At 74.1% G+C, this 21,583-nt stretch carries 20 protein-coding genes; 14 read left to right on the forward strand and 6 right to left on the reverse strand.

Going from position 1 to position 21,583, the window contains the following annotated elements:
* Positions 1 to 110: 110 nt before the first annotated feature.
* The 3 genes from HGA03_RS19620 (at position 111) to HGA03_RS11545 (ending at position 3,708) form a co-directional block, all read left to right on the forward strand.
* A complete protein-coding gene (locus HGA03_RS19620) occupies positions 111 to 1,394 on the forward strand; it encodes a DUF4192 family protein (protein WP_168630427.1) in 1,284 nt (427 codons plus the stop codon).
* A gap of 116 nt (positions 1,395 to 1,510) precedes the next feature.
* Positions 1,511 to 1,909: a universal stress protein gene (locus HGA03_RS11540; protein ID WP_168630428.1), complete on the forward strand. Its 399-nt coding sequence runs from the start codon at positions 1,511 to 1,513 to the stop codon at positions 1,907 to 1,909.
* 224 nt (positions 1,910 to 2,133) lie between these two features.
* Entirely contained in the window at positions 2,134 to 3,708 is a 1,575-nt protein-coding gene (locus HGA03_RS11545) for an RNA polymerase sigma factor (RefSeq protein ID WP_168630429.1), read from the forward strand.
* A gap of 63 nt (positions 3,709 to 3,771) precedes the next feature.
* On the opposite strand, the gene HGA03_RS11550 is transcribed toward HGA03_RS11545, so the two are convergent.
* Together HGA03_RS11550 and HGA03_RS11555 are read right to left on the reverse strand one after the other, a co-directional pair.
* Positions 3,772 to 4,521, reverse strand: coding sequence for an SDR family NAD(P)-dependent oxidoreductase (locus tag HGA03_RS11550; RefSeq protein WP_168630430.1), 750 nt, complete (start codon positions 4,519 to 4,521; stop codon positions 3,772 to 3,774).
* 205 nt (positions 4,522 to 4,726) lie between these two features.
* The gene (locus HGA03_RS11555; protein ID WP_239073470.1) at positions 4,727 to 4,954 is read right to left on the reverse strand and encodes a DUF7455 domain-containing protein; all 228 of its coding nucleotides are present in this window, start codon (positions 4,952 to 4,954) and stop codon (positions 4,727 to 4,729) included.
* A 139-nt stretch (positions 4,955 to 5,093) separates the two neighbouring features.
* Here HGA03_RS11555 and HGA03_RS11560 point away from each other — a divergent pair, with 139 nt between their 5' ends.
* Genes HGA03_RS11560 through HGA03_RS11570 form a run of 3 tightly spaced genes read left to right on the forward strand, consistent with a single transcriptional unit; the run spans position 5,094 to position 8,814 of the window.
* On the forward strand, positions 5,094 to 7,232 hold the full coding sequence (locus HGA03_RS11560) for a DNA gyrase/topoisomerase IV subunit B (protein WP_168630431.1): 2,139 nt from the start codon (positions 5,094 to 5,096) through the stop codon (positions 7,230 to 7,232).
* 46 nt (positions 7,233 to 7,278) lie between these two features.
* On the forward strand, positions 7,279 to 8,292 hold the full coding sequence (locus tag HGA03_RS11565) for a GNAT family N-acetyltransferase (RefSeq protein ID WP_168630432.1): 1,014 nt from the start codon (positions 7,279 to 7,281) through the stop codon (positions 8,290 to 8,292).
* A 45-nt stretch (positions 8,293 to 8,337) separates the two neighbouring features.
* Positions 8,338 to 8,814, forward strand: coding sequence for a MarR family winged helix-turn-helix transcriptional regulator (locus HGA03_RS11570; RefSeq protein WP_168630433.1), 477 nt, complete (start codon positions 8,338 to 8,340; stop codon positions 8,812 to 8,814).
* Between the two features lie 110 nt (positions 8,815 to 8,924).
* Here the strand turns inward: HGA03_RS11570 and HGA03_RS11575 are convergent, their stop codons facing one another.
* Both HGA03_RS11575 and HGA03_RS11580 read right to left on the reverse strand, forming a co-directional pair.
* Positions 8,925 to 9,323 carry a PIN domain-containing protein gene (locus HGA03_RS11575; protein ID WP_168630434.1) on the reverse strand — a complete coding sequence of 133 codons (399 nt, stop codon included), beginning with the start codon at positions 9,321 to 9,323 and terminating at the stop codon, positions 8,925 to 8,927.
* A gap of 2 nt (positions 9,324 to 9,325) precedes the next feature.
* The gene (locus tag HGA03_RS11580) at positions 9,326 to 11,809 is read right to left on the reverse strand and encodes a DNA gyrase/topoisomerase IV subunit A (RefSeq protein ID WP_168630435.1); all 2,484 of its coding nucleotides are present in this window, start codon (positions 11,807 to 11,809) and stop codon (positions 9,326 to 9,328) included.
* A gap of 127 nt (positions 11,810 to 11,936) precedes the next feature.
* Between HGA03_RS11580 and HGA03_RS11585 the strand changes: the two genes are divergently transcribed.
* From HGA03_RS11585 to HGA03_RS11600, 4 genes are read left to right on the forward strand one after another with little or no spacing between them, the layout of a single operon-like run.
* Positions 11,937 to 14,717 carry a bifunctional acetate--CoA ligase family protein/GNAT family N-acetyltransferase gene (locus HGA03_RS11585; RefSeq protein ID WP_168630436.1) on the forward strand — a complete coding sequence of 927 codons (2,781 nt, stop codon included), beginning with the start codon at positions 11,937 to 11,939 and terminating at the stop codon, positions 14,715 to 14,717.
* A gap of 41 nt (positions 14,718 to 14,758) precedes the next feature.
* Positions 14,759 to 15,331: a DUF5998 family protein gene (locus tag HGA03_RS11590; protein ID WP_168630437.1), complete on the forward strand. Its 573-nt coding sequence runs from the start codon at positions 14,759 to 14,761 to the stop codon at positions 15,329 to 15,331.
* Positions 15,328 to 16,506: an alkaline phosphatase family protein gene (locus HGA03_RS11595; RefSeq protein ID WP_168630438.1), complete on the forward strand. Its 1,179-nt coding sequence runs from the start codon at positions 15,328 to 15,330 to the stop codon at positions 16,504 to 16,506. Before HGA03_RS11590 ends, HGA03_RS11595 begins: the two co-directional genes overlap by 4 nt.
* 1 nt (position 16,507) lies before the next feature.
* Positions 16,508 to 17,173: a thymidine kinase gene (locus HGA03_RS11600; RefSeq protein ID WP_168630439.1), complete on the forward strand. Its 666-nt coding sequence runs from the start codon at positions 16,508 to 16,510 to the stop codon at positions 17,171 to 17,173.
* Between the two features lie 3 nt (positions 17,174 to 17,176).
* Here the strand turns inward: HGA03_RS11600 and sepH are convergent, their stop codons facing one another.
* A complete protein-coding gene (sepH, locus tag HGA03_RS11605) occupies positions 17,177 to 18,250 on the reverse strand; it encodes a septation protein SepH (protein ID WP_168630440.1) in 1,074 nt (357 codons plus the stop codon).
* A gap of 104 nt (positions 18,251 to 18,354) precedes the next feature.
* Here sepH and HGA03_RS11610 point away from each other — a divergent pair, with 104 nt between their 5' ends.
* From HGA03_RS11610 to HGA03_RS11620, 3 genes are all read left to right on the forward strand, one after another.
* A complete protein-coding gene (locus HGA03_RS11610; RefSeq protein WP_239073463.1) occupies positions 18,355 to 19,179 on the forward strand; it encodes a trimeric intracellular cation channel family protein in 825 nt (274 codons plus the stop codon).
* Positions 19,176 to 20,021, forward strand: a complete 846-nt coding sequence (locus HGA03_RS11615; protein WP_168630441.1) for an inositol monophosphatase family protein — start codon at positions 19,176 to 19,178, stop codon at positions 20,019 to 20,021. The genes HGA03_RS11610 and HGA03_RS11615 overlap by 4 nt, the downstream gene beginning before the upstream one ends.
* Positions 20,022 to 20,175: 154 nt before the next feature.
* A complete protein-coding gene (locus tag HGA03_RS11620; RefSeq protein ID WP_168630442.1) occupies positions 20,176 to 20,475 on the forward strand; it encodes a DUF4193 domain-containing protein in 300 nt (99 codons plus the stop codon).
* Between the two features lie 10 nt (positions 20,476 to 20,485).
* Here HGA03_RS11620 and HGA03_RS11625 read toward each other — a convergent pair whose 3' ends face one another.
* Entirely contained in the window at positions 20,486 to 20,989 is a 504-nt protein-coding gene (locus tag HGA03_RS11625; RefSeq protein ID WP_168630443.1) for a DUF3093 domain-containing protein, read from the reverse strand.
* A 24-nt stretch (positions 20,990 to 21,013) separates the two neighbouring features.
* Here HGA03_RS11625 and dut point away from each other — a divergent pair, with 24 nt between their 5' ends.
* Positions 21,014 to 21,496 (forward strand): dUTP diphosphatase, encoded by a 483-nt coding sequence (dut, locus tag HGA03_RS11630; RefSeq protein WP_203767109.1) that lies wholly within the window; start codon positions 21,014 to 21,016, stop codon positions 21,494 to 21,496.
* Positions 21,497 to 21,583 lie beyond the last annotated feature (87 nt).

Consider the following 21,583-nt stretch of genomic DNA (forward strand, 5'->3'; position numbering starts at 1 on the left):
TCTGTCCACAACGGTCCGGCCGGCCCGGTTGTCCACAGGTGAGCGGGTGGGGCGTGGTGGCGGGCGGCGGAATCGGGTGGGCTGGGCGCAGTCCACACAGGAGGTGCGCAGTGACCGTCGAGGCAGTCGGGACAGCGGTGTGCGAGGTGCTGGCCGGGGTGCCGGTCCGGCTGGGGTACGAACTCGCCACCGGGGACGTGGTCGCAGTCGGGGTGTGCGGCCCCGGCGACCGGGAACCCCGCCTGGTCGCCCGCACCGACCTGGACGTGCTGTGCGGGGACTCCGGGGCCGCCGTCGCCCGGTCGATCACCGCACACCTGGGCGCCCTGGGCTGTGACCGGGTACTGGCGGTGTGCGCGCTGCCCGGCGACCGGGGCGAGGTGCCCGCACTGCCGGTGCTCCGGGACGCCTGCACCGCTGCGGGGCTGTGCTGGGACGGGGTGTGGGCGCAGGGTCCGGACTGGCTGCGGCACCGGCCACGGGGCTGGCGGCTGCCCCGTTCCGTGCTGGCCGGGACCCAGGCCGCCGACCGGGCCCGGGCACTCGGGCTCGCACCGCTGGCCCGCCGGTCCGACCTCGGCGTCATCCCGGTGGCCGGCAGTGCCGACCGGCGCGCGGCGGCGGAGGGGCGGCTGCGCTGGGTCCAGCGCCGGCCGTGCCCGGACCCCTGCGACCCCGGGCCGGTGTGGGGCGAGTGGCAGCGCGCCAGCCTGCGCCGGTGGTGCGCGGCACTCGACCGGCCCGCCGAGGTCCGGCGGGCGGGGCTGGGGCGGATCGAGGCCGGGTTCGGCGACTCGGTGGTGGTGGAGGCCGGTGCGCTGGCGGTGCTCGGGGGCGGGCCGGGTGCGGGTGGTCCGGTCGGTGGGGGCCTGAGTAGGGGTGATGCCGCCGACGAGCACGAGGAAGGGGAGCGGGTGATGCTGGCTCGGCTGGGCGCGCCCTGGCTGGCGGTGCCGTTGGGCGCACCGGTCATGACGGGCGCCGGTGCGGACCCGGGTCCGGTGACCGTCGGCCTGCGGCCGTGGCTCGCGCTGCTGCTGGCCCCGGCCACGGTGGGCCCCGACCCCGAGCGGACCCGGGCGGCGATCCGGTTGCTGGTGCGGGTGCTCGGGCACGGGCGCCGCACCGGGCAGTCGGGCGCGCTGGCACTGCTCGCGCTGTTCTGCTGGTGGCAGGGCGAGGGGGTGCGCGCCGCGGTGCTGGTGGAGCGGGCGCTCGCGGACCGGCCGGTGGACCCCTTGGCGGCCCAACTGGACTGGCTGCTGTCGGCGGGGGCGCTGCCGGGCTGGGCGCGCTCGGCGGTGGCGCTGCCGAGGCCGTCGTCTCCGGCCGGGAGTGCCGGAACCGGGGAGAGGGTGGGTGGTGGCGCGCAGTCGGCGACGGCGTGGTCCTGAGCGTTCGTCCTGGCCGCGGGCTTCCGGTACGGTCGGGGCACGGTTCGGCGGTGCGGCGCGAGGGCGCCCGCCCGTATCCGGACGGGACGCAGCGGCAACTCGTGCGAGGAGCACCGATGAGCATCGTGGTCGGCTATCTGGCGACGGTCGAGGGGCGCGCCGCCCTGGACACCGCGGCTCTCGAGGCGGAGCGGCGCGGCGAACTCCTGGTGGTGGTCGTCAACGAGCGGATGGACGAGACCCCGCAGCAGCGCGAGGAGATCGAGCAGGCGCTGGAGCAGGTCCGCGCCGGGCTCGCCGAGCGTGGGATCGAGTACGAGGTCCGGGTGATCGCCGCCGGGCGGGACGTCGCCGAGGAACTGATCGGGGCCGCCGAGGACACCAGCGCCTCGCTGATCGTGATCGGGCTGCGGCGGCGCAGCCCGGTGGGCAAGCTGATCCTGGGCGCGAACGCGCAGCGGATCCTGCTGGACGCGCCGTGCCCGGTTCTGGCGGTCAAGCCCGACCTCAGCTGAGTCCCGGGAGGCCGGTGATCGCACCCCGTCGGGTCGGATTCGGGGGATTCGTCCGGATCGGGAATCCTGCGGGGCCTCCGGTCGTTGTGCACCTCGACAGATTCGCCAGATCGGCCCGGTCCTGCGTGACGCTCTAGGTAGGCGCGCTCGGGTGTGGATGTGGCCGGTACAATATCGGGGTCCCGTCTCGCCGAACCGGGTCCCTCGCTGCCGAAAGGTCATTCGTGACGTCCCAGAATTCCCCCACGCTGCCGCGCGAGTTCGAGCACCCGGCCCTGCAGGACCTGGTCCGCCGTGGTGCCACCACCGGGAGCGTCGACGCCGCCGCTCTCCGGGCCGCCTGCGAGGCCGCCCAGGTGGAGGACGCCCGCCGGCTGAAGGCCGTCGTGCGCGGGCTGGCGAACGCGGGCATCGTCGTGGCCGAGCCCACCCCGGCCGCCGCGCCGAAGAAGCGTGCCGCCGCGCCGAAGAAGGTCGCCGCCGCGACCACCACCAAGACGCGGACCTCCACCAAGGCCGTCATCGCCGAGGAGGAGGGCGAGACCTCCACGGCCGGCACCGCCAAGAAGGCCGTGAAGCCGGCCGCCAAGAAGACCACCGCCACCAAGGCCGCCGCGAAGCCGGCCAAGGGCAAGGCGGCCAAGGCGACCGCGAAGTCGGACGACGACGCCCCCGAGGACGATGAGGACATCGAGCTCGACGAGGCGGAGCTGACCGAGGAGGCCGACCTGGAGGTCACCGAGGACGTCGAGGTGACCGAGGGCGACGACGCCGCGGAGGCCAAGCCGGCCACCAAGTCCGGCTCGGAGGAGACCGAGGACACCGGTTTCGTGGTCTCGGACGCCGACGACGACGACCAGCCGGCCCAGCAGGTCGTGACCGCCGGTGCCACCGCCGACCCGGTCAAGGACTACCTGAAGCAGATCGGCAAGGTCGCGCTGCTGAACGCCGAGCAGGAGGTCGAGCTCGCCAAGCGGATCGAGGCCGGCCTGTTCGCCGAGGAGCGGCTGAGCCAGCTCGGTGACGACATCGAGCCCAAGGCCCGCCGCGAGCTGCAGTGGATCGCCCAGGACGGCCGCCGCGCCAAGAACCACCTGCTGGAGGCCAACCTCCGCCTGGTGGTCTCGCTGGCCAAGCGCTACACCGGCCGCGGGATGCTGTTCCTGGACCTGATCCAGGAGGGCAACCTCGGCCTGATCCGTGCGGTCGAGAAGTTCGACTACACCAAGGGCTACAAGTTCTCCACCTACGCCACCTGGTGGATCCGGCAGGCGATCACCCGCGCCATGGCCGACCAGGCCCGCACCATCCGGATCCCGGTGCACATGGTCGAGGTCATCAACAAGCTGGCCCGCGTCCAGCGCCAGATGCTCCAGGACCTGGGCCGCGAGCCCACCCCGGAGGAGCTGGCCAAGGAGCTGGACATGACCCCGGAGAAGGTGGTCGAGGTCCAGAAGTACGGCCGGGAGCCGATCTCGCTGCACACCCCGCTGGGTGAGGACGGCGACTCGGAGTTCGGCGACCTGATCGAGGACTCCGAGGCGGTCGTGCCGGCCGACGCGGTGAGCTTCACGCTGCTGCAGGAGCAGCTGCACCAGGTGCTGGACACCCTGTCCGAGCGGGAGGCCGGCGTGGTCTCGATGCGCTTCGGCCTGACCGACGGCCAGCCGAAGACGCTGGACGAGATCGGCAAGGTCTACGGCGTGACCCGCGAGCGGATCCGCCAGATCGAGTCCAAGACCATGTCGAAGCTGCGCCACCCCTCGCGGTCGCAGGTGCTGCGCGACTACCTGGACTGAGCACGACACGCGCACGGCCCCGTTCTCCACGCCGGAGAGCGGGGCCGTTCGTCGTCCGCGGCCTCAGACCGCCGACCAGCCGCCGTCGCACACCAGCGTGGTGCCGTTGACGTTGGAGGCATCGTCGGAGGCCAGCCAGACGATGGCGTGCGCCAGTTCGGCCGGCTCCGCGGCGCCGGTGAGGATCGCGCCCATGATCGGGCCGATCCGGGCCGCCATGTGCGCCGACTTCATCGAGCCCTCGATCGAGGTCTTCACCGGCCCGGGGGCGACCGCGTTCACCCGGATGCCCTGGGGCCCGTAGGCGAAGGCGGTCTGCTTGGTCATCCCCGCCACGGCGTGCTTGGAGGCGGTGTAGGCCAGCCCGGCGGCCGCGCCGCGCAGGGCGGCCTCGGAGGACACGTTGACGATCGCGCCGTGGCCGGCCTCGATCATCCCGGGCAGCACGGCGCGCATCAGCCGCATCACCGAGGTCACGTTCACGGCGAGCACCCGGTCCCAGGTGGCGTCGTCGATCTCCACGGCGGGCAGGAAGCCGTCCATGATCCCGGCGACGTTGCACAGCACGTCGACCCGGCCACCGGCGGCGGCGAGCAGGGCATCCGCCCCCTCCTGGGTGGCGACGTCGGCGAGCACCGGGACCAGCGCGGCACCGGGGTGGGCGGCGACCAGGTCGTCCAGGCGGTCGGGGACGATCTCACCGGCGATCACCCGGGCGCCCTCGTCGAGCAACTGCTCGACGGTGGCCCGGCCGATCCCGGCTCCGGCGGCGGTGACGACGGCGGTGCGGCCGTCGAATCGGGTGCGCGACATGATGTGCCTCCCTCGGGTGGCGGGGCCTCGTCGCCCCGGTGTCCCGACGATAGGCACGCCGACGGGGACCGACGGGAAGATCACCGGTTTGGCGGGTGCCCCGGGCACAATTGCGGGACCTAGGTCCCGGGAGCGCGGAGCTGCCCGGATACACGAACGGCCCGCCCGGGCGGTGGGCCGGGCGGGCCGTTCGGTCGTCGGGTCGTCAGCGGGCGGCGCCGGCCCCCGCGCCGTGTTCGGCGAGGAGCTTGTCCGTCTCGTCCTGCACGTGGGTCGCGATCGCCTCGTACTTGGGCGCGTGCTCACGCGCGTGGTGCGCGCAGAACAGCAGCTCGCCGACCGGGAGCAGCACGCGGACGTAGGCCTGGGCGCCGCAGCGGTCGCAACGGTCTGCCGCGGTCAGCGGGGCCGGTGCGTTCTCGGTTTCCATCATCTCCGTCACGCTGACATACAACCATCCGCGGCCGTGGTTCTTCCCGCCGGGGGCGGGTGGTTCGCCGTGGGCGTACCCGGGTTCACCCACCGGCGGGGCGGGGCCGGGATTGTCGCCTGCGGCAGTTACCCTCTGCTGCGTGTCCACCGACTCGGCCTACAACGCACGCCACCTCTCGGTCCTCGAGGGCCTGGAGGCGGTCCGCAAGCGCCCCGGCATGTACATCGGCACCACCGACAGCCGCGGCCTCATGCACTGCCTCTGGGAGATCATCGACAACTCCGTCGACGAGGCGCTGGGCGGGCACGGCGACCGGATCGAGGTGATCCTGCACGCCGACTCCTCGGTGGAGGTCCGCGACCAGGGCCGTGGCATCCCGGTGGACGTCGAGCCGCGCACCGGGCTGACCGGGGTCGAGGTGGTGCTGACCAAGCTGCACGCCGGTGGCAAGTTCGGCGGCGGCTCGTACGCGGCCTCCGGTGGTCTGCACGGTGTGGGCGCCTCGGTGGTGAACGCGCTGTCCGCCCGGCTGGACGTGGAGGTCGACCGCGGGGGCAAGACGCACCGGATGACCTTCCGCCGCGGTGAGCCCGGGGTGTTCGACGACCGCGGCGGGGTGAGCCCGGAGTCCCCCTTCGAGCCGTTCACCTCCGGCTCGGAGCTGGCGGTGGTCGGCAAGGTCGCCAAGGCCCGCACCGGCACCCGGACCCGCTACTGGGCCGACCGCAGCATCTTCCCGAGCACCGCCGTGTTCAGCTACGACGAGCTGGTCACCCGCGCCCGGCAGACCAGCTTCCTGGTGCCCGGCCTGACCATCGTGGTGCGCGACGAGCGCGGGCTGCCCGGCACCCCCGGCGCCGACGGCCCGCACGAGGAGGTGTTCCGGCACGACGGCGGCACGGTCGACTTCGCCGACTTCCTCGCCCCGGACGCGCCGGTGACCGACACCTGGCAGCTGACCGGCTCCGGCAGCTTCACCGAGACCGTCCCGGTGCTGGACAACCGCGGACACATGACCTCCCAGGAGGTGCAGCGCGAGTGCGAGGTGGACATCGCGCTGCGCTGGGGCACCGGGTACGAGACCGAGGTCCGCAGCTTCGTCAACATCATCGCCACCCCCAAGGGCGGCACCCACCTGGCCGGCTTCGAGGCCGCGCTGCTGAAGACCCTGCGCAAGCAGATCGAGCTGAACGCCCGCAAGCTGAAGATCTCGGCCAAGGACGGCGGCGACAAGATCGAGAAGGACGACGTGATGGCCGGGCTGACCGCCGTGGTCACCGTCCGGCTGGCCGAGCCGCAGTTCGAGGGCCAGACCAAGGAGGTGCTGGGCACCGGGCCGGTGCGCGGCATCGTGTCCAAGGTGGTCGACTCCGAGCTGACCGGCCTGCTGACCTCCACCAAGCGCGAGCACAAGGCGCAGGCCGCCGCGCTGCTGGAGAAGGTCGTGGGGGAGATGCGGGCCCGGGTGTCCGCCCGCAAGCAGAAGGAGATCTCCCGGCGCAAGAACGCGCTGGAGAGCTCCTCGCTGCCGGCCAAGCTGGCGGACTGCCGCAGCAGCGACGTCGAGCGCTCCGAGCTGTTCATCGTGGAGGGCGACTCCGCGCTCGGCACCGCCAAGCTGGCCCGGTCCAGCGACTTCCAGGCGCTGCTGCCGATCCGGGGCAAGATCCTCAACGTCCAGAAGGCGTCGATCGCGGACATGCTGCGCAACGCCGAGTGCGCCGCGATCATCCAGGTGATCGGCGCCGGCTCCGGGCGGACCTTCGACCTGGACGCGGCCCGGTACGGGAAGATCGTGCTGATGACCGACGCCGACGTCGATGGCGCGCACATCCGCACCCTGCTGCTCACGCTGTTCTTCCGGTACATGCGGCCGATGGTCGAGGCCGGGCGGGTCTACGCCGCCGTGCCGCCGCTGCACCGGATCGAGGTGATCGGCGCCGGGTCGAGGAAGAACGAGTACGTCTACACCTACTCCGAGGCCGAGCTCGCCAGCACGCTGAAGAAGCTGGACCGGGCGGGCAAGCGCTACAAGGAGGACATCCAGCGCTACAAGGGCCTCGGGGAGATGGACGCCGACCAGCTGTCCGAGACCACGATGGACCCGCGGTACCGCACGCTGCGCCGGGTGACCCTGCCCGCTGCGGCCGCCGCCGACGAGCAGATGCGCCGGGTGGAGGAGGTCTTCGAGCTGCTGATGGGCTCCGAGGTCGCACCGCGCAAGGACTTCATCATCGACAACGCCGCCTCGCTGGACGCCTCCAAGATCGACGCCTGAGCAAAACCGGGTGACAGCGGGCGCGCCGACCCCGCACGGTGGGGCCATGAGCTCGCTCGCCGACCGCGCCGCTGCGCCCGCCGACCTGCCCGACCCCGACCTGCCCGGGCTGGTGTTCCGGCCCTACCGGCCGGCCGATCTGGACCCGGTGGTCGCGCTGGTGGTCCGGGCGGAGCAGGCCGACGCGGCGCCGTACCGGACCTCGCCGGTCGAGTTAGCGGAGCAGATGGACGCCGGACACCTGGACCCGGTCCGGGACACCCGGGTCGGCTGGGACGGCGACGGAATGCCGCGCGCCTGGGTCTGGGCCGAAGCCCGGCCGGCGGATCAGCGGGTGGCGCGGGCGTTCCTGTTCGGCGGGGTGGATCCGGCCTGGCGCGGCCGTGGTGTCGGCCGGGCTCTCGTGGCGTGGGGCACCGGACGGGCCCGTCAGCAGTTGGCCGCGGACGGCCGGGACCTGCCGGGCCGGATCGGCATCTACCTGGATGACAACCAGGTGCAGGCCGCGCGGCTGGTCGCCGCCGCCGGCTACCGGCCGCTGCGCTACTTCCGGGACATGCGCCGCTCGCTGGCCGAGCCGCTGCCGCAGGTCCGGCTCGCCGAGGGGCTGCGGGTGGTGCCGTGGTCGGTGGAGCTGGACGAGCCGGTGCGGCTGGCGCACAACGAGGCGTTCGCCGACCACTGGGGCAGTGAGCCGCGCAGCGCCCAGGCCTGGCAGGAGCGCCGGGCGATGTTCGCCCCGCAGTGGAGCCACGTCGCGCTGGACGAGGCGACCGGGGAGGTGGCCGGGTACACCATCTCGGGGCGTTACGAGCACGACTGGCCGGTGAAGGGGTACAGCAGCGGCTACAGCGAACTGCTGGGCGTGCGCCGGGCCTGGCGGGGCCGCGGGCTGGGGGTGGCGCTGCTGACCGCGGCGATGACGTCGTTCCGGGCGGACGGGATGGAGTACGCGGAGCTGGATGTCGACTCGGAGAATCCCTCCGGCGCGCACGGGCTGTACGCCTCGCTCGGCTACCAGGTCACGCACGGGTCGACGATCTACGGCATCGAGCTCTGAGCGCGTCCGCGCGCGCGGGGGTCCACCGGCCGTACCCTGTGCCCCATGACGGCGGTGCAGGGGCGGGCGGTGGCCGACGAGGATGCCACGTGGCGGGTGTTCCTCGGAATGTCCCGGGACTGGTTCATCGTGATGGAGCGGGCGCTGGGCCAGGCGGCGGATGCCTCCGTGGCCGACCTGGAGCTGCTCGAACCGCTGCTGGACGCCGGTGAGGCCGGGCTACGGGCCAAGGACCTGGCGGCGGCCGCCGAGTGGCAGGACAGCCGGGTCTCGCACCAGCTGCGGCGGATGGAGCAGCGCGGGCTGGTCGCCCGGGCCCGGGACCGGGAGGACGCCCGCGGCACCATGGTCCGGCTGACCGAGGCCGGGGTGCGCAGCGCGCAGGTGGCGCGGGACACCCGGCGCAGGGTGGTGCGGCAGATCATCTTGGACGTGCTGTCCCCGGCGGAGCTGGCCGGGCTGGTCGGCTCGGCGGCCCGGATCCGGGCCGCGGTCGAGGACCTCGCGGGGGCGCAGGGCTGAACGCCCCTGCTTCCTCCTCGAGAGTGCACGAATGCACGCTTCCGGGGCCGGGAGGCGTGCATTCGTGCACTCTCGGCGAGACGGGGACGGGTGGGGCGCGACCTTCGCGGTCAGGGCGCGGTCAGCGCGGTCACGGGGGCGGTCGGGATGCCGGCGTGTGCGGCCCCGGACTGCAGCACCGGGTCGGCCGTGACCAGCAGGTCGGCCTGCAACCGGGCCACCGCCAGGTACTCCGCCGGCCGGGGGTCGTCCCAGCCCAGGTCGCGGGCCAGCCGCCAGGCCACCGCCCGGGACACCCGGTCGCCCAGCAGCCGGATCCGCAGCGCCGCCAGCCGGTCCAGCAGGACACGTCCCTCGGCCTCCGGCAGTTCCCGGTAGAGCAGCGCCAGCGCGTCCGAGCGCAGCACCGCGGGCCCGACCAGGGTGTGCCCGGTGACGCCGGCCCGGATCAGGGCGACGGCGACCGGCGCGTCGATCGCGTAGCGCGTGCCGCCGGTCGCCGTGGCCATGGTCAGCCGATCGCGGTGGGCGGTGCGCTCAGCGGCGCGCCCGACCCGTCCCGCCGCTCGTCGACCTCGGGCAGCTCCACCGGCTGGCCGGCCGAGCCGGTGGCCCGTGCGGGCGCCCGGCCGACCCAGGCCAGGAACAGCGCGTCCTCACCCTTGAGGAACCGGTGCGACCGGACCCCACCGGTGGCGCGGCCCTTGCCCGGGTACCGGCTGAACGGGGTGACCTTCGCCGATCCGGCCTGGGTGCCGGGCAGTGCGGTGGACGAGCCGGAGACCGTGACCACCACGGTGTCCTCGGCCGCCGGGGGCACCGCGCCGAAGAACACCACGCTGGCGCCGGGGGCCAGCTTGATCCCGGCCATGCCACCGGCGGGACGGCCCTGGGGTCGCACCGCGGCGGCCGGGTAGTGCAGCAGGCTGGAGTCGGAGGAGACGAAGACCAGCTCGTCCTCGTCGGTGACCGCCGCGGCGCCGACCACCTGGTCGCCGTCCCGCAGCCCGATCACCTCCCAGGCGTCCCGGTTGGCCGGCGGCTCACCGGAGACCACCCGCTTGACCACGCCCTGGGCGGTGCCGATCGCCAGGGTGGGCGCGTCCGGGGCGATCGAGCACAGGCCGATCACCCTCTCGCCCTTGTCCAGCTCGATCAGCTCGCCGAGCGGCAGCCCGCCGCCGAGGGAGGGCACCCCGTCGGTCGGCGGCAGCCCGGGCAGGTCCAGCACGGAGATCTTGCGCACCAGGCCGGAGCTGGTCAGCACGCCGATGTCGCCCCGCGCGGTGGTGGTGACCGCGCCGGCCAGCACGTCGTGCTTGGACCGGGGGGTGTCGTCGCCGGGGTGCAGCACCACGTCGACCCCGGCGGTGCGGGCGACCAGGCCGGTGGCGGACAGCAGCGCCACGCAGGGGGTGTCCTCGATCTCCAGCGACAGGGTCGCCACGGTGCGCTTGGCCACCGGAGCGCCCTCCGCGGCGGTGGCCACCCCACCGGCGGACTCCAGCAGGATGGTGCGGCGCGGGGTGCCGTAGGTCGCGGCGACCTCGGCCATCTCGTCCGAGACCGCACCGCGCAGCAGCGCGTCGTCGGCGAGCAGTGCGCGCAGTGCCCCGATGTCGGTGGTGAGCTCGTCGCGCTCCTTCTCCAGCTCGATCCGGCTGAACTTGGTCAGGCGGCGCAGCCGGAGTTCGAGGATGTACTCGGCCTGCGGCTCGGACAGGTCGAAGACGGTGCGCAGCCGGGTGCGGGCGGCGTCGGCGTCGTCGGAGGACCGGATGACCTGGATGACCTCGTCGATGTCCAGGATCGCGATCAGCAGGCCCTCGACCAGGTGCAGGCGTTCCAGCTTGCGGTCCAGCCGGTACTGGCTGCGCCGGCGCACCACGTCCAGCCGGTGCTGCACCCACACCTGCAGCAGCTCGCGCAGGCCCAGGGTGCGCGGCTGGCCCTCAACCAGGGCGACGTTGTTGATCGAGAACGAGTCCTCGAGCGGGGTGTAGCGGAACAGCTGCTCCAGCACCGCATCGGGGTTGAAGCCGGTCTTGACCTCGATCACCAGGCGCAGGCCGTGCTCGCGGTCGGTGAGGTCCAGCACGTCGGAGATGCCGGAGAGCTTCTTGTTCTGCACGCCCTCCTTGATCTTCTCGATCACCTTCTCCGGGCCGACGCCGTAGGGCAGCTCGGTGACGATGATGCCCTTGCGGCGGGGGGTGACGTTCTCGATCCGGGTGGTGGCCCGGGTCCGGAACGCGCCGCGGCCGGTCCGGTAGGCGTCCCGCACGCCCTCCAGGCCGACGATCTTGCCGCCGGAGGGCAGGTCCGGGCCGGGGACGAACCGCATCAGCTCGTCCAGGTCGGCCTCGGGGTGCTGCACCAGGTGCCGGGCGGCGGCGATCACCTCGACCAGGTTGTGCGGCGCCATGTTGGTCGCCATGCCGACCGCGATGCCGGCCGCGCCGTTCACCAGCAGGTTCGGGATCGCCGCGGGCAGCACCGAGGGCTGGGTGAGCTTGTTGTCGTAGTTCGGCACGAAGTCCACGACGTCCTCGTCCAGCCCGGCGTTCATCGCCAGGGCCGAGGGCGCCATCCGGACCTCGGTGTACCGCGGGGCGGCCGGGCCGTCGTCCAGCGAGCCGAAGTTGCCGTGTCCGTCGACCAGCGGCAGCCGGAGCGAGAACGGCTGCGCGAGGCGGACCATCGCGTCGTAGATCGCGGTGTCGCCGTGCGGGTGCAGCTTGCCCATCACCTCGCCGACCACCCGGGCCGACTTCACATAGGCCCGGTCCGGTCGCAGCCCCATCTGGGACATCTGGAACAGGATCCGGCGCTGCACCGGCTTGAGCCCGTCCCGGGCGTCCGGCAGCGCGCGGGAGTAGATGACCGAGTAGGCGTACTCGAGGAACGAGCCCTCCATCTCGGCGGCGACGTCGATGTCGACGATCCGCTCGACGACGTCCTCGGGCGGCGTGCTGGGTGCGGTGCGGCGCGCCATGTGCGGTGCGGACTCCTGTGACTGGTGGGGACTGCGGGCGGCTCATTGTCCTCCGCCGGGGCCGGTGATCGGCACCACGACGCGCCAGGACCCGGTCAGCGTGCCACGCCCCAGTACGCTCGTGGCCATGGGTGCGAGCGACGACGGCGTGCGACCCGACCCCCGCGGTGCGGCGTACCCGGAGGCGTGGGAGGCGGACGTCGTGCTGCGGGACGGCAGCACCACCCACATCCGGCCGATCCGCCCGGAGGACGCCGACGCGCTGCAGGCCTTCCACGTGGCGCAGTCCGAGCAATCGATCTTCCTGCGGTTCTTCGCCCCGCTGGAGCGGTTGCCGGAGCGCGACCTGGCCCGGTTCACCCGGGTGGACCACCGGGACCGGGTGGCGCTGGTCGCGGTCACCCAGGATGACGCGATCATCGGGGTGGCCCGCTACGACCGGGTCGGCCCGGACGAGGCCGAGGTCGCGTTCAACATCGCCGACGCCCACCACGGCCGCGGGCTGGGGTCCGTGCTGCTGGAACACCTGGCCGCGGCCGCCCGGGAGCGGGGGATCCGGCGCTTCGTCGCCGAGGTGCTGCCGCAGAACGGCCGGATGATCGCCGTGTTCCGCGAGGCCGGGTACACCCTGCGCCAGCAGCTGGAGGACGGCGTGGTGCAGGTGGCCTTCGACATCGACCCCACCGAGCGGTCGATGGCCGTGATGCTCGGCCGGGAGCGGTCCGCCGAGGCACGCTCCGTGCAGGGTCTGCTCACCGCCCGCCGGCTGCTGCTGGTCGCCGCCCCGGATGCCGACCCGCAGTCGCTGGACGCCCGCCGGGCCGGCCGGGTGCTGTCCGCATTGCTGGCGGGGGAGCGGCGGCCACCGATCGGGGCGCGGACCGGGGCGGTGCAGGCTCCGATCCTGGGCGAGCCGGTCGACCTGCACGTGGTGGGCGCAGTGCCCGGCGGCGACGACCCGGCGGTGCGGCGCTGGGCCCGGCTGGAGGACGTGCCGAGCGAGGTCGACCTGGCGGTGCTGGCGCTGCCGGCCGCCCAGACCGTGCTGGCGGTGCGGGCGCTGGGCCGGATCGGGGTCCGGGCGGTGGTGGTGCTCTCCGGTGGCTACGCCGAGGAGGGCGAGGCCGGGCTGGCCCTGCACCGGGCGCTGCTGCGGACCGCGCACGCCGCCGGGATGCGGGTGATCGGCCCGGTGTCCTACGGCCTGATCAGCCACACCCCGGCCGGGCTGGTGAATGCCTCCCTGGCCGAGGAACCGCCGCCGCCGGGCCGGATCGGGCTGTTCTGCCAGTCCGCGGCCAATGCGGTGTCGATCCTGGCCTCGGTGCGCCGCCGCGGGCTCGGCCTGGCGCACCTGGTGTCCGCGGGTAACCGCGCCGACGTCTCCGGCAACGACCTGATGCAGTTCTGGCAGGAGGACGAGTCCACCGACGTGGTCGGGCTCTACCTGGAGTCGATCGGCAACCCGCGCAAGTTCGCCCGGGTCGCCCGGCGGCTGGCCCGGCGCAAGCCGGTGGTCGTGGTCACCGCGGGGAGCACCGGGCACGTGGTGCCGCCCGGGCACGCGGTGCGCACCACGATGGCCTCCCGGCGCACGCTGGAGGAAGTGGTGCAGCGCTCCGGGGTGACCCTGGTGGAGAACACCCACCAGATGCTGGAGGCCGCGCAGTTGTTCGCGTTGCAGCCGCTGCCCGCCGGGCGCCGGGCCGCGGTGCTGGCCTCGTCCGGGTCGCTGGCCGCGCTGGTCGCCGAGGCGGCGGTCTCGCACGGGCTGACCGCCGATGCCGCGCCGGTGATCGTGCCGGAGGAGGCCGAGCAGGAGCTGATCGACCGGGCGGTGGCCACGGTCTACGACGACCCGGCGGTGGACGTGGTGATCGCGGTGCACGTGCCGACGGTCGGGCCCCGGGACGACCGGGTGGCCGCCGCGATGGCCCGGGCGGCAGCGCACAGCGGGAAGACGTCGGTCGCCTGCCTGCCGGGCCTGCACGGCGCCACCGAGGCGCTGACCGCCCCGGGTCCGGACCAGGTGCTGCGCACCATCCCCGCCTACACCACCCCGGAGGACGCGGTGCTGGCGCTCGGCCAGGCCGCCCGGTACGCCGCCTGGCGCTCCGCCGAGCGCGGCACCGTGGTGCATCCGGAGCCGATGCACACCCGGACCGCCCGCCGCCTGGTGCAGCAGTGGATCGCCGAGGCCGGCCGGCCGGACCGGCTGGACCTGGACCGGGACCAGATCGGCGAGCTGCTGGCCTGCGCCGGGGTGTCGCTGGTCCCCTCGGTGCCGGTGTGCACCGCGGACGAGGCGGTGGCCGCGGCGGAGCGGATGGGCTGGCCGGTCGCGCTGAAGACCACCGTGCCCACCCTGCGGCACCGGGCGGACCTGGGCGGGGTGCGGCTGGACGTGCACGACGCGGCCGAACTGCGCGCCGACGTCCGCCAGGTGCTGGAGCTGGCCGCCGGGCACGAGGGTGCGCCCGGCCGGGCGCCGCTGGAGGTGCAGCCGATGGCCCCGCACGGGGTGGCCTGCGTGATCCGCACCGCCGAGGACCCGCTGTACGGGCCGGTGATCGGCTTCGGACTGGCCGGGGACACCACCGACCTGCTGGGCGACTACGCCTTCGCCGTGCCGCCGCTGACCGACGTGGACGTGGCCGACGTGGTCCGGGCGCCGCGCTCGGCGCCCCGGCTGTTCGGCTACCGCGGACTGCCGTTGCTGGACGTCGCCGCGGTCGAGGACGTGCTGGCCCGGGTCGGGGTGCTGGCCGACGACCTGCCCGAGCTGCTGTCGGTAGAGCTGAACCCGGTGGTGGTCGCCGAGCACGGGGCGTACGTGCTCGGCGCCGCCGTCACGGTGGGCCCCGCCGCCGCGCGGACGGACGGGGTGCGGCGGGCGCTGACGACCTGACCGGTGTGACTCCGGTGACCATCCAGTGGGAGGATGCGCGGGTGCCTGCCCTCTCCACCGATCTCCGCCGGGACCTGGACCGTGCGGGGTACTACCCGGATCTGGTCGCCGACGTCCTGGACGTCGCGCTCGCCGACGAGCCCGTCGTCGCCCACCTGGTGCACCCCGAAACCACCTTCGACGCCGCGGAGGTGCGCCGGCACGTCACGGTGCTGGTGCTGACCGGCACCCGGCTGATCGTGGCGCACGTCGACGACCACCCGGCCGACTCCGAGCACCCGTCGGCCAGCGCCGCGGCCACCACCGAGTCGGTGGCGCTGAGCGAGCTGCGGTCGGTGGCGCTGACCCACCTGATCGGGTCGCCGGAGCAGCACCGCAGCGGTGACGGCCCGGCGGAGCTGACCCTGGCGATCGGCTGGGGTGCGGTCTCCCGGGTCGACCTGGAACCGGCCCAGTGCGCGGACCCGAACTGCGAGGCCGACCACGGCATGACCGGCTCGATCACCCCCGACGACGTGGTGGTGCGGGTCAGCGCGGTCGCCGAGGGCGCCGAGCGGGTACGCGAGGCGGTGGCCTTCGCCCGGCGGCTGTCCGCCGCCGGCACCGGCCGATGAGCCAGGCCCTGCGCGAGCAGGTGCGGGGGCGGCTGGAACGCTCCGGCCTGATGCTGCCGGACTACCGTGGGCGCTCGCTGTCCGGGGTGCTGCCCGCCGCCGCCTCCGCCCTGGGCGTGCCGGTGCCGGACGGCGACCGGCGCCGGGACCAGCTCGGCCTGCCCCGCACCGACCGGGTCTGCGTGGTGCTGGTGGACGGCCTGGGCCAGGAGAACCTGGCCGAGCGCTCCGGGCACGCGCCGTTCCTGCGGTCCCTGCTGACCGGCAGCAAGCCGCTGCAGTCCGGCTACCCGTCCACCACGGCCGCCTCGATGGGCACCTTCGGCACCGGCAGCAACCCGGGCCGGACCGCGATGCTCGGCTACACCGTGCGCAACCCGGAGTCCGGTGCGCTGGCCAACCTGGTGTCCTGGACCAACCTGCCCTCGGCGGAGCGCTGGCAGCGCGAGCCCACCGTGCTGGAGGCGCTGACCGACGCCGGGGTGGCCGTGACCTCGGTGGGGCCGCGCAAGTTCCACGGCTCCGGGCTGACCGAGGCCGCGCTGCGCGGTGGGGCGCACGAGTCCGCCGAGCCGCTGGCCGACCGGGTGGACGCCGCGGCCCGGCTGCTGCGGGCGCCCGGGCTGGTGTACCTGTACTGGGGCGACGTGGACAAGACCGGCCACCACCACGGCTGGGGCTCCTGGCAGTGGGGGGACGCGCTGTCCACGCTGGACGGCGAGCTGGCCCGGCTGGCCCGGATCCTGCCGGCCGGCACCACGATGCTGGTCACCGCGGACCACGGCATGGTGGACGTCGACCGGGACCTGCGCTGGGACGTCGCCGACCAGCCCGCGCTGTCCGAGGGGGTCCCGCTGACCTCCGGCGAACCGCGCGCCCTGCACCTGCACCTGGACCCGGATGCCGATCCGGTCGCGGTGCGGGACCGCTGGCAGGACACCCTGGGCCGGCACGGCGTGGTGCTCACCCGGGAGGAGGCGGTCGGGGCCGGGCTGTTCGGTCCGGTCGCCCCGCATGTGCTGCCGGTGATCGGCGACCTGGTGGTGGCGACCGCGGGCCGGGCCACCGTCACCGACTCCCGCACCCAGACCCCGGCTTCCCTGGAGTTGATCGGGGTGCACGGTTCCCTGACCCCCACCGAGCTGCGCGTGCCGCTGCTGATCTGGCAGGACTGACATGGCCGAACTCGTCTTCTTCTGCGGCACGATGGACTGCGGCAAGTCCACCCTGGCGTTGCAGATGCACCACAACCACGAGGCCCGGGGCCGCGACGGCGTGCTCTGGGTGCGCCAGGACCGGGCGGGGGAGGCGCGGCTGTCCTCCCGGCTCGGGTTGTCGGTGCCCGCGAACGAGGTGCGCGACGACACCGACTTCTGGGCCGAGGTGGTCGACCGCCGGACCCGTGGTCGCGCGGTGGACTTCCTGATCTGCGACGAGGCCCAGTTCTACTCCCCGGCCCAGGTCGACCAGCTCGCGGATGTGGTGGACGAGCTGAAGGCCGATGTCTACGCCTTCGGGATCACCACCGACTTCCGCGCCCAGCTGTTCCCCGGCTCGGCCCGGATGCTGGAGCTGGCGGACCGGGTGGAGTCGCTGCAGGTCCAGGCACTGTGCTGGTGCGGCGCCCGGGCCACCCACAACGCCCGCACCGTGCACGGGGTGATGGTGGTGGAGGGCGAGCAGGTGGTGATCGGCGACATCACCGCCGCCGGGGCGCCCGACCCGGAGACGGTCAGCTACGAGGTGCTGTGCCGCCGCCACCACCGGCAGCGGATCACCGCCAGCGTCTCCGGCGCGGCGGCGCTCTCACCCCAGACGCTCGGGCTGCTCAACGAGGACTGAGGCTCACTCCGGCTTCGCGCCGAAGACGATCTCGTCCCAGCTCGGCACCTTCGCCCGGCCACGGCGCGGCTTGGGCTTGGACTCGTCCTTGGCGGGGGTCTGCTCCGGCTGTGGCGCCGGGGCGGCCGGCTCCGGGCGCGAACGGCCGGCGGGGACCGGGTAGACCCGGGCCTGGGCGGCGGGGTCGGCGTCGGCCGGGTGGGCACCCGGGGCGTCGTCACCCGGATCGGCGGCGGGTTCCAGCAGCCCGAAGTCGAAGGCGCTCTGCGGCCCGAAGCCGTCGAAGCCGTCCTCGTCCTCCTCCTCGACGTCCAGGGCCTGGCGCTGGCCACGACGGGCCCGCAGGTCGTCCAGCAGGTCCTGGGTCGGGTCGGCGGGCTCCGGGTCGACCGGGGTGTCGGCCGGCCCGTCCACCGCGGCGAGCACCGGGCGCACCGAGTCCCCGGCGTCCACCTCGAAGGCCACGTCCCGGACCGCGGACAGGTGCCGGCGACGGCTCAGTGGCCCGTCGGCGATCTCGGTCTCGGACAGCCAGCGGGCCTCGTCCTCCTCGGCGTGCACCGAGCGCGCCGCCGGGTCGAAGCTCCACCGGGCCTCACGCTGGTCGTCGTCCAGGGCGAAGCGCACCAGCACGGTCCACTCCTGCCCGGGCAGCCGGTACGCGTCCCACACGATGGTGTCCGCGTCCACGCCCCGCGCGGCCAGCCGGTCCACCACCAGGTCGCCCAGCTCCGGTGCCCCGGCATCACGGCCGACCCGGGTGCCCCGGGCCTGCTGCGCCAGGTACTCGCGCTCGGCCACCACCGGGCCCTCGAACCGGCGGACGTGCTCGACCGCCAGCCCCGACTCCTCCGCGATCTGCTCCGCCGACTGCCCGGCGCGCACCCGCGACTGGATCTCCCGCGGGCTCGGCGCCCCGGACCGCTCCGCCCGGATCTGCTCCAGCTGCGGCCGGTCACGACGGACCGCCGCGCGCAGCGGATCGTCGATGGGCAGGAGGTAGCGCTGTCCGTCGGCGGCCGCCAGGACCAGGTGCTCCCCGTCCTCGTGCAGCCCGACCAGCTCCAGCTCAGCCATCACATCTCCCATCCTCGCCGACGAGGGTGCCACCCGAACTCCAGGATCGGGTGGAGGCGCGCCCGGATCGCCCCGACACGCCCGGTCCTGGGAAGATGAGCGGCGTGGACCTCGTGCTGCCCGGACAGATGGTGATGGAGCTGCTCGGGGTCTTCCTGTGTGCGCTCTCCGGTGGGCTGGCCGCGGTGCGCAAGAGCTTCGACATCTTCGGCATCGTGGTGCTGGCCTGGCTGTCCGGGCTGGGCGGCGGCCTGATCCGCGACGTGCTGATCGGTGCGGTGCCGCCGGTCGGGATCTCCTCCTGGCCGTATGTCGCCACCGCGGTGTTCGGCGGGATCGTCACCTGGGCGCTGCACTTCGGCCTGGGCCGGGTGCGCCGGCTGGTGCTGGTGCTGGACGCCGGCGCGCTCGGCCTGTTCACCGCGGTCGGCACGGTCAAGGCGCTGCAGTACGGCGCCGGGCCGCTGGCGGCGGTGTTCTGCGGGGCGATCACCGCGATCGGCGGCGGGGTGCTGCGCGACCTGTTCACCGGGGAGGTGCCGATCGTGTTCAACCACCGCGAGCTGTATGCGGTGCCCAGCGTGCTCGGCGCCGCGGCGCTCACCGTCGCCTCGATGACCGGGGTGCTGGACGTGGCGGTGGAGATCCTGGTGGTACTGGCGATCATCGTGATCCGGCTGGTGACCCTCCGGCTCCGCTGGGAGGCCCCGACCGCCCTCACTCCGCCGGTGCGCGGCCCGCGGCCCAGCCGGGCGCCCTCGTTGTCCGCCTCCCGGCTGCTGCGCGGCGGCCGTTCCGGCTCCCGCCCGCGGGTGGCGGGGGAGCGGCGCACGGAGCCGGCGCCGCAGGACCCGCCACCCACGGCGGGCCATGCGTGGCGGGACTGGCTGCGTGCGGTCCGGGGCGGCTCGGGCAAGATGGACGGGTGACCGAGAACCGCACCGACCTGCCCACCGCCGACGACATCCGCGCGCTCCGCGAGCTCGCCGACCACCTGGCCCGCTCCGCCGGCGACCTGGTCCGCCGCGGACGGCCCGACCGGGTCGACGTGGCCGCCACCAAGTCCAGCGAGGTGGACCCGGTCACCGCCATGGACCTCGCCTCGGAGGCCCACCTGCGCTCGCTGATCGCCGAGCACCGCCCCGGCGACGCGATCCTGGGCGAGGAGGACGGCCTGCTGCCGGGCAGCACCGGGATCACCTGGGTGCTGGACCCGATCGACGGCACGGTGAACTACCTGTACGGCGTGCCGGCCTACGCGGTGTCGGTCGGCGTGGTGGTCGGTGAGCCCGACCCGGCGCACTGGACCCCGGTGGCCGGCGCCGTGCACTCGATCCCGATGAACGTGACCTACACCGCGGGGCGGGGCCTGGGTGCGACCCGGGACGGCGAGCCGCTGCGGGTCAACCCGGCCCGCACGCTGGCCACCAGCCTGGTCGGCACCGGCTTCGGCTACACCGTCGAGCGCCGCACCCGGCAGGCCCAGGTGCTGACCGAGGTGCTGCCCCGGGTCCGGGACATCCGGCGGATCGGATCGGCGGCGCTCGACCTGTGCCGGGTCGCCGAGGGCACCCTGGACGCGTACTACGAGCGCGGGCTCAACCCCTGGGACCTGGCAGCGGGCCAACTGATGATCCAGGAGGCCGGTGGCACGGTCACCGGTCTGCGCGGCGCCGCGGCCGGTCTGGCCATGACGGTGGCCGGTCCGCAGGCCACGGTGAACGAGCTGGCAGCGATGCTCGCGGAACTCGACGCCGACCAGGACCTGTGACCCGGATCAGCCCACAGCGGACACCGGTGCGCTGAGCGTGCACGGCCTCGCGAAATGAGGCACAATCCGGGGCCGTCGGGAACAAACGGAACCCTCGGTTGCTTGATCCCGCATCACCCCAGACACCTCGACCCATCGGAGCGTGACTCACCCCATGGCAACCGACTACGACGCCCCGCGCAAGACCGAGGAGGACCTGAGCGAGGACTCGCTGCAGGAGCTCCAGGCCCGGCGCACCGACAAGAACTCGGGCGTGGTGGACGAGGACGAGACCGAAGCCGCCGAGGGATTCGAACTCCCCGGCGCGGACCTGTCCGGCGAGGAGCTCTCCGTCCGGGTGCTCCCGCGCCAGGCCGACGAGTTCACCTGCTCGAAGTGCTTCCTGGTCCACCACCGCAGCCAGCTCGCCTACGAGAAGGACGGCCAGCCGGTCTGCACCGAGTGCGCCGCCTGACACCGACGACTCAGGACGCCGGTCGTTCCCCCCGGGGAGCGGCCGGCGTCGTCGTGTCCGGGGCGCTCAGTGCGGCCACCAGTCGCTCCGGGTGCCGGGTGGAGATCACCCAGTAGGGCGTCGGGTCCGCCGGGTCGTCCACCCGGACCCGCACCGCGGTGCGCACCCAGCCGCGCAGGCACAGGTGCGCCCGGGCGTCCAGCTCCGGCCCGAGCGCCGCACGGGTGGCCACCGGGTCCAGGGCCTGCGGGTCGGCCAGCAGCTCCAGCGGGATGTGCGCGGATCCGGCGTGTAGCTCCCCGCCGGTCACCGTGACCCGGGTCGCGGCGATCAGCAGCATCGCCACCGCCGCGACCAGCGCCACGGCCAGGGCGATCCCGCCGACCACCGGGGACACCGGCAGGAAGGCGATGCCGAACATCGCGGCCAGGCCGAGGGCGACCAGCCAGCCCACCGGGCCGGGCCACAGGCGCTCGGAGTAGGCGGGGGACGCGGAGGCGGGAGTCGGCTGCACGGCACCAGGGTAGGGTCGTCCGCCGTGAGTGAAGCCACCGTGGACATCCTGCTGCGCCGCCTGGACGAGGAGGTGCCGCTGCCCGCGTATGCCAAGCCGGGGGACGCGGGCGCCGACCTGGTCACCCGGGTCGACCTGATCCTGGAGCCGGGGGAGCGGGCGACGGTGCCGACCGGGATCGCGATCGCGCTGCCCGAGGGCTACGCCGCCTTCGTGCACCCGCGCTCGGGGATGGCGGCCAAGCACGGCCTGACCATCGTCAACGCGCCCGGCACGGTGGACGCCGGGTACCGGGGCGAGATCCAGGTGACGCTGCTCAACACCGACCCGCGAACCTCGATCGTGCTGCACCGCGGCGACCGGATCGCCCAGCTGGTGATCCAGAAGGTCGAGCTGGCGGCGTTCCGTGAGGTGGACGAGCTGCCGGAGTCGGTCCGCGGCACCGGTGGCTTCGGGTCCTCGGGGGGTCACCGGGCGACCGAGCAGGCCACCCCGGTGGCGGACTAGGCCGGGCGATCCCACCGGACTACTGTGGGCCGTGACCGTGCCGTGATCTACGGCCGGTCGAGACAGAGGGCGGGCGACCGCCGGGGA

Origin of the sequence: Cellulomonas denverensis (genome assembly GCF_012396125.1) — a bacterium.
In the GTDB taxonomy this organism is placed as follows: Bacteria; Actinomycetota; Actinomycetes; order Actinomycetales; family Cellulomonadaceae; genus Cellulomonas; species Cellulomonas denverensis.

Bases quoted from the DNA above. Each gene is read 5' to 3' on its own strand.
- HGA03_RS11585 (WP_168630436.1), top strand. From the start codon at position 11,937: ATGGGTGCGAGCGACGACGGCGTGCGACCCGACCCCCGCGGTGCGGCG.
- HGA03_RS11540 (WP_168630428.1), top strand. From the start codon at position 1,511: ATGAGCATCGTGGTCGGCTATCTGGCGACGGTCGAGGGGCGCGCCGCC.
- sepH (WP_168630440.1), bottom strand. From the start codon at position 18,250: ATGGCTGAGCTGGAGCTGGTCGGGCTGCACGAGGACGGGGAGCACCTG.
- HGA03_RS11570 (WP_168630433.1), top strand. From the start codon at position 8,338: ATGACGGCGGTGCAGGGGCGGGCGGTGGCCGACGAGGATGCCACGTGG.
- HGA03_RS11555 (WP_239073470.1), bottom strand. From the start codon at position 4,954: ATGATGGAAACCGAGAACGCACCGGCCCCGCTGACCGCGGCAGACCGT.
- HGA03_RS11550 (WP_168630430.1), bottom strand. From the start codon at position 4,521: ATGTCGCGCACCCGATTCGACGGCCGCACCGCCGTCGTCACCGCCGCC.
- HGA03_RS11580 (WP_168630435.1), bottom strand. From the start codon at position 11,809: ATGGCGCGCCGCACCGCACCCAGCACGCCGCCCGAGGACGTCGTCGAG.
- HGA03_RS11600 (WP_168630439.1), top strand. From the start codon at position 16,508: ATGGCCGAACTCGTCTTCTTCTGCGGCACGATGGACTGCGGCAAGTCC.
- HGA03_RS11565 (WP_168630432.1), top strand. From the start codon at position 7,279: ATGAGCTCGCTCGCCGACCGCGCCGCTGCGCCCGCCGACCTGCCCGAC.
- HGA03_RS11575 (WP_168630434.1), bottom strand. From the start codon at position 9,323: ATGGCCACGGCGACCGGCGGCACGCGCTACGCGATCGACGCGCCGGTC.
- HGA03_RS11595 (WP_168630438.1), top strand. From the start codon at position 15,328: ATGAGCCAGGCCCTGCGCGAGCAGGTGCGGGGGCGGCTGGAACGCTCC.
- HGA03_RS11620 (WP_168630442.1), top strand. From the start codon at position 20,176: ATGGCAACCGACTACGACGCCCCGCGCAAGACCGAGGAGGACCTGAGC.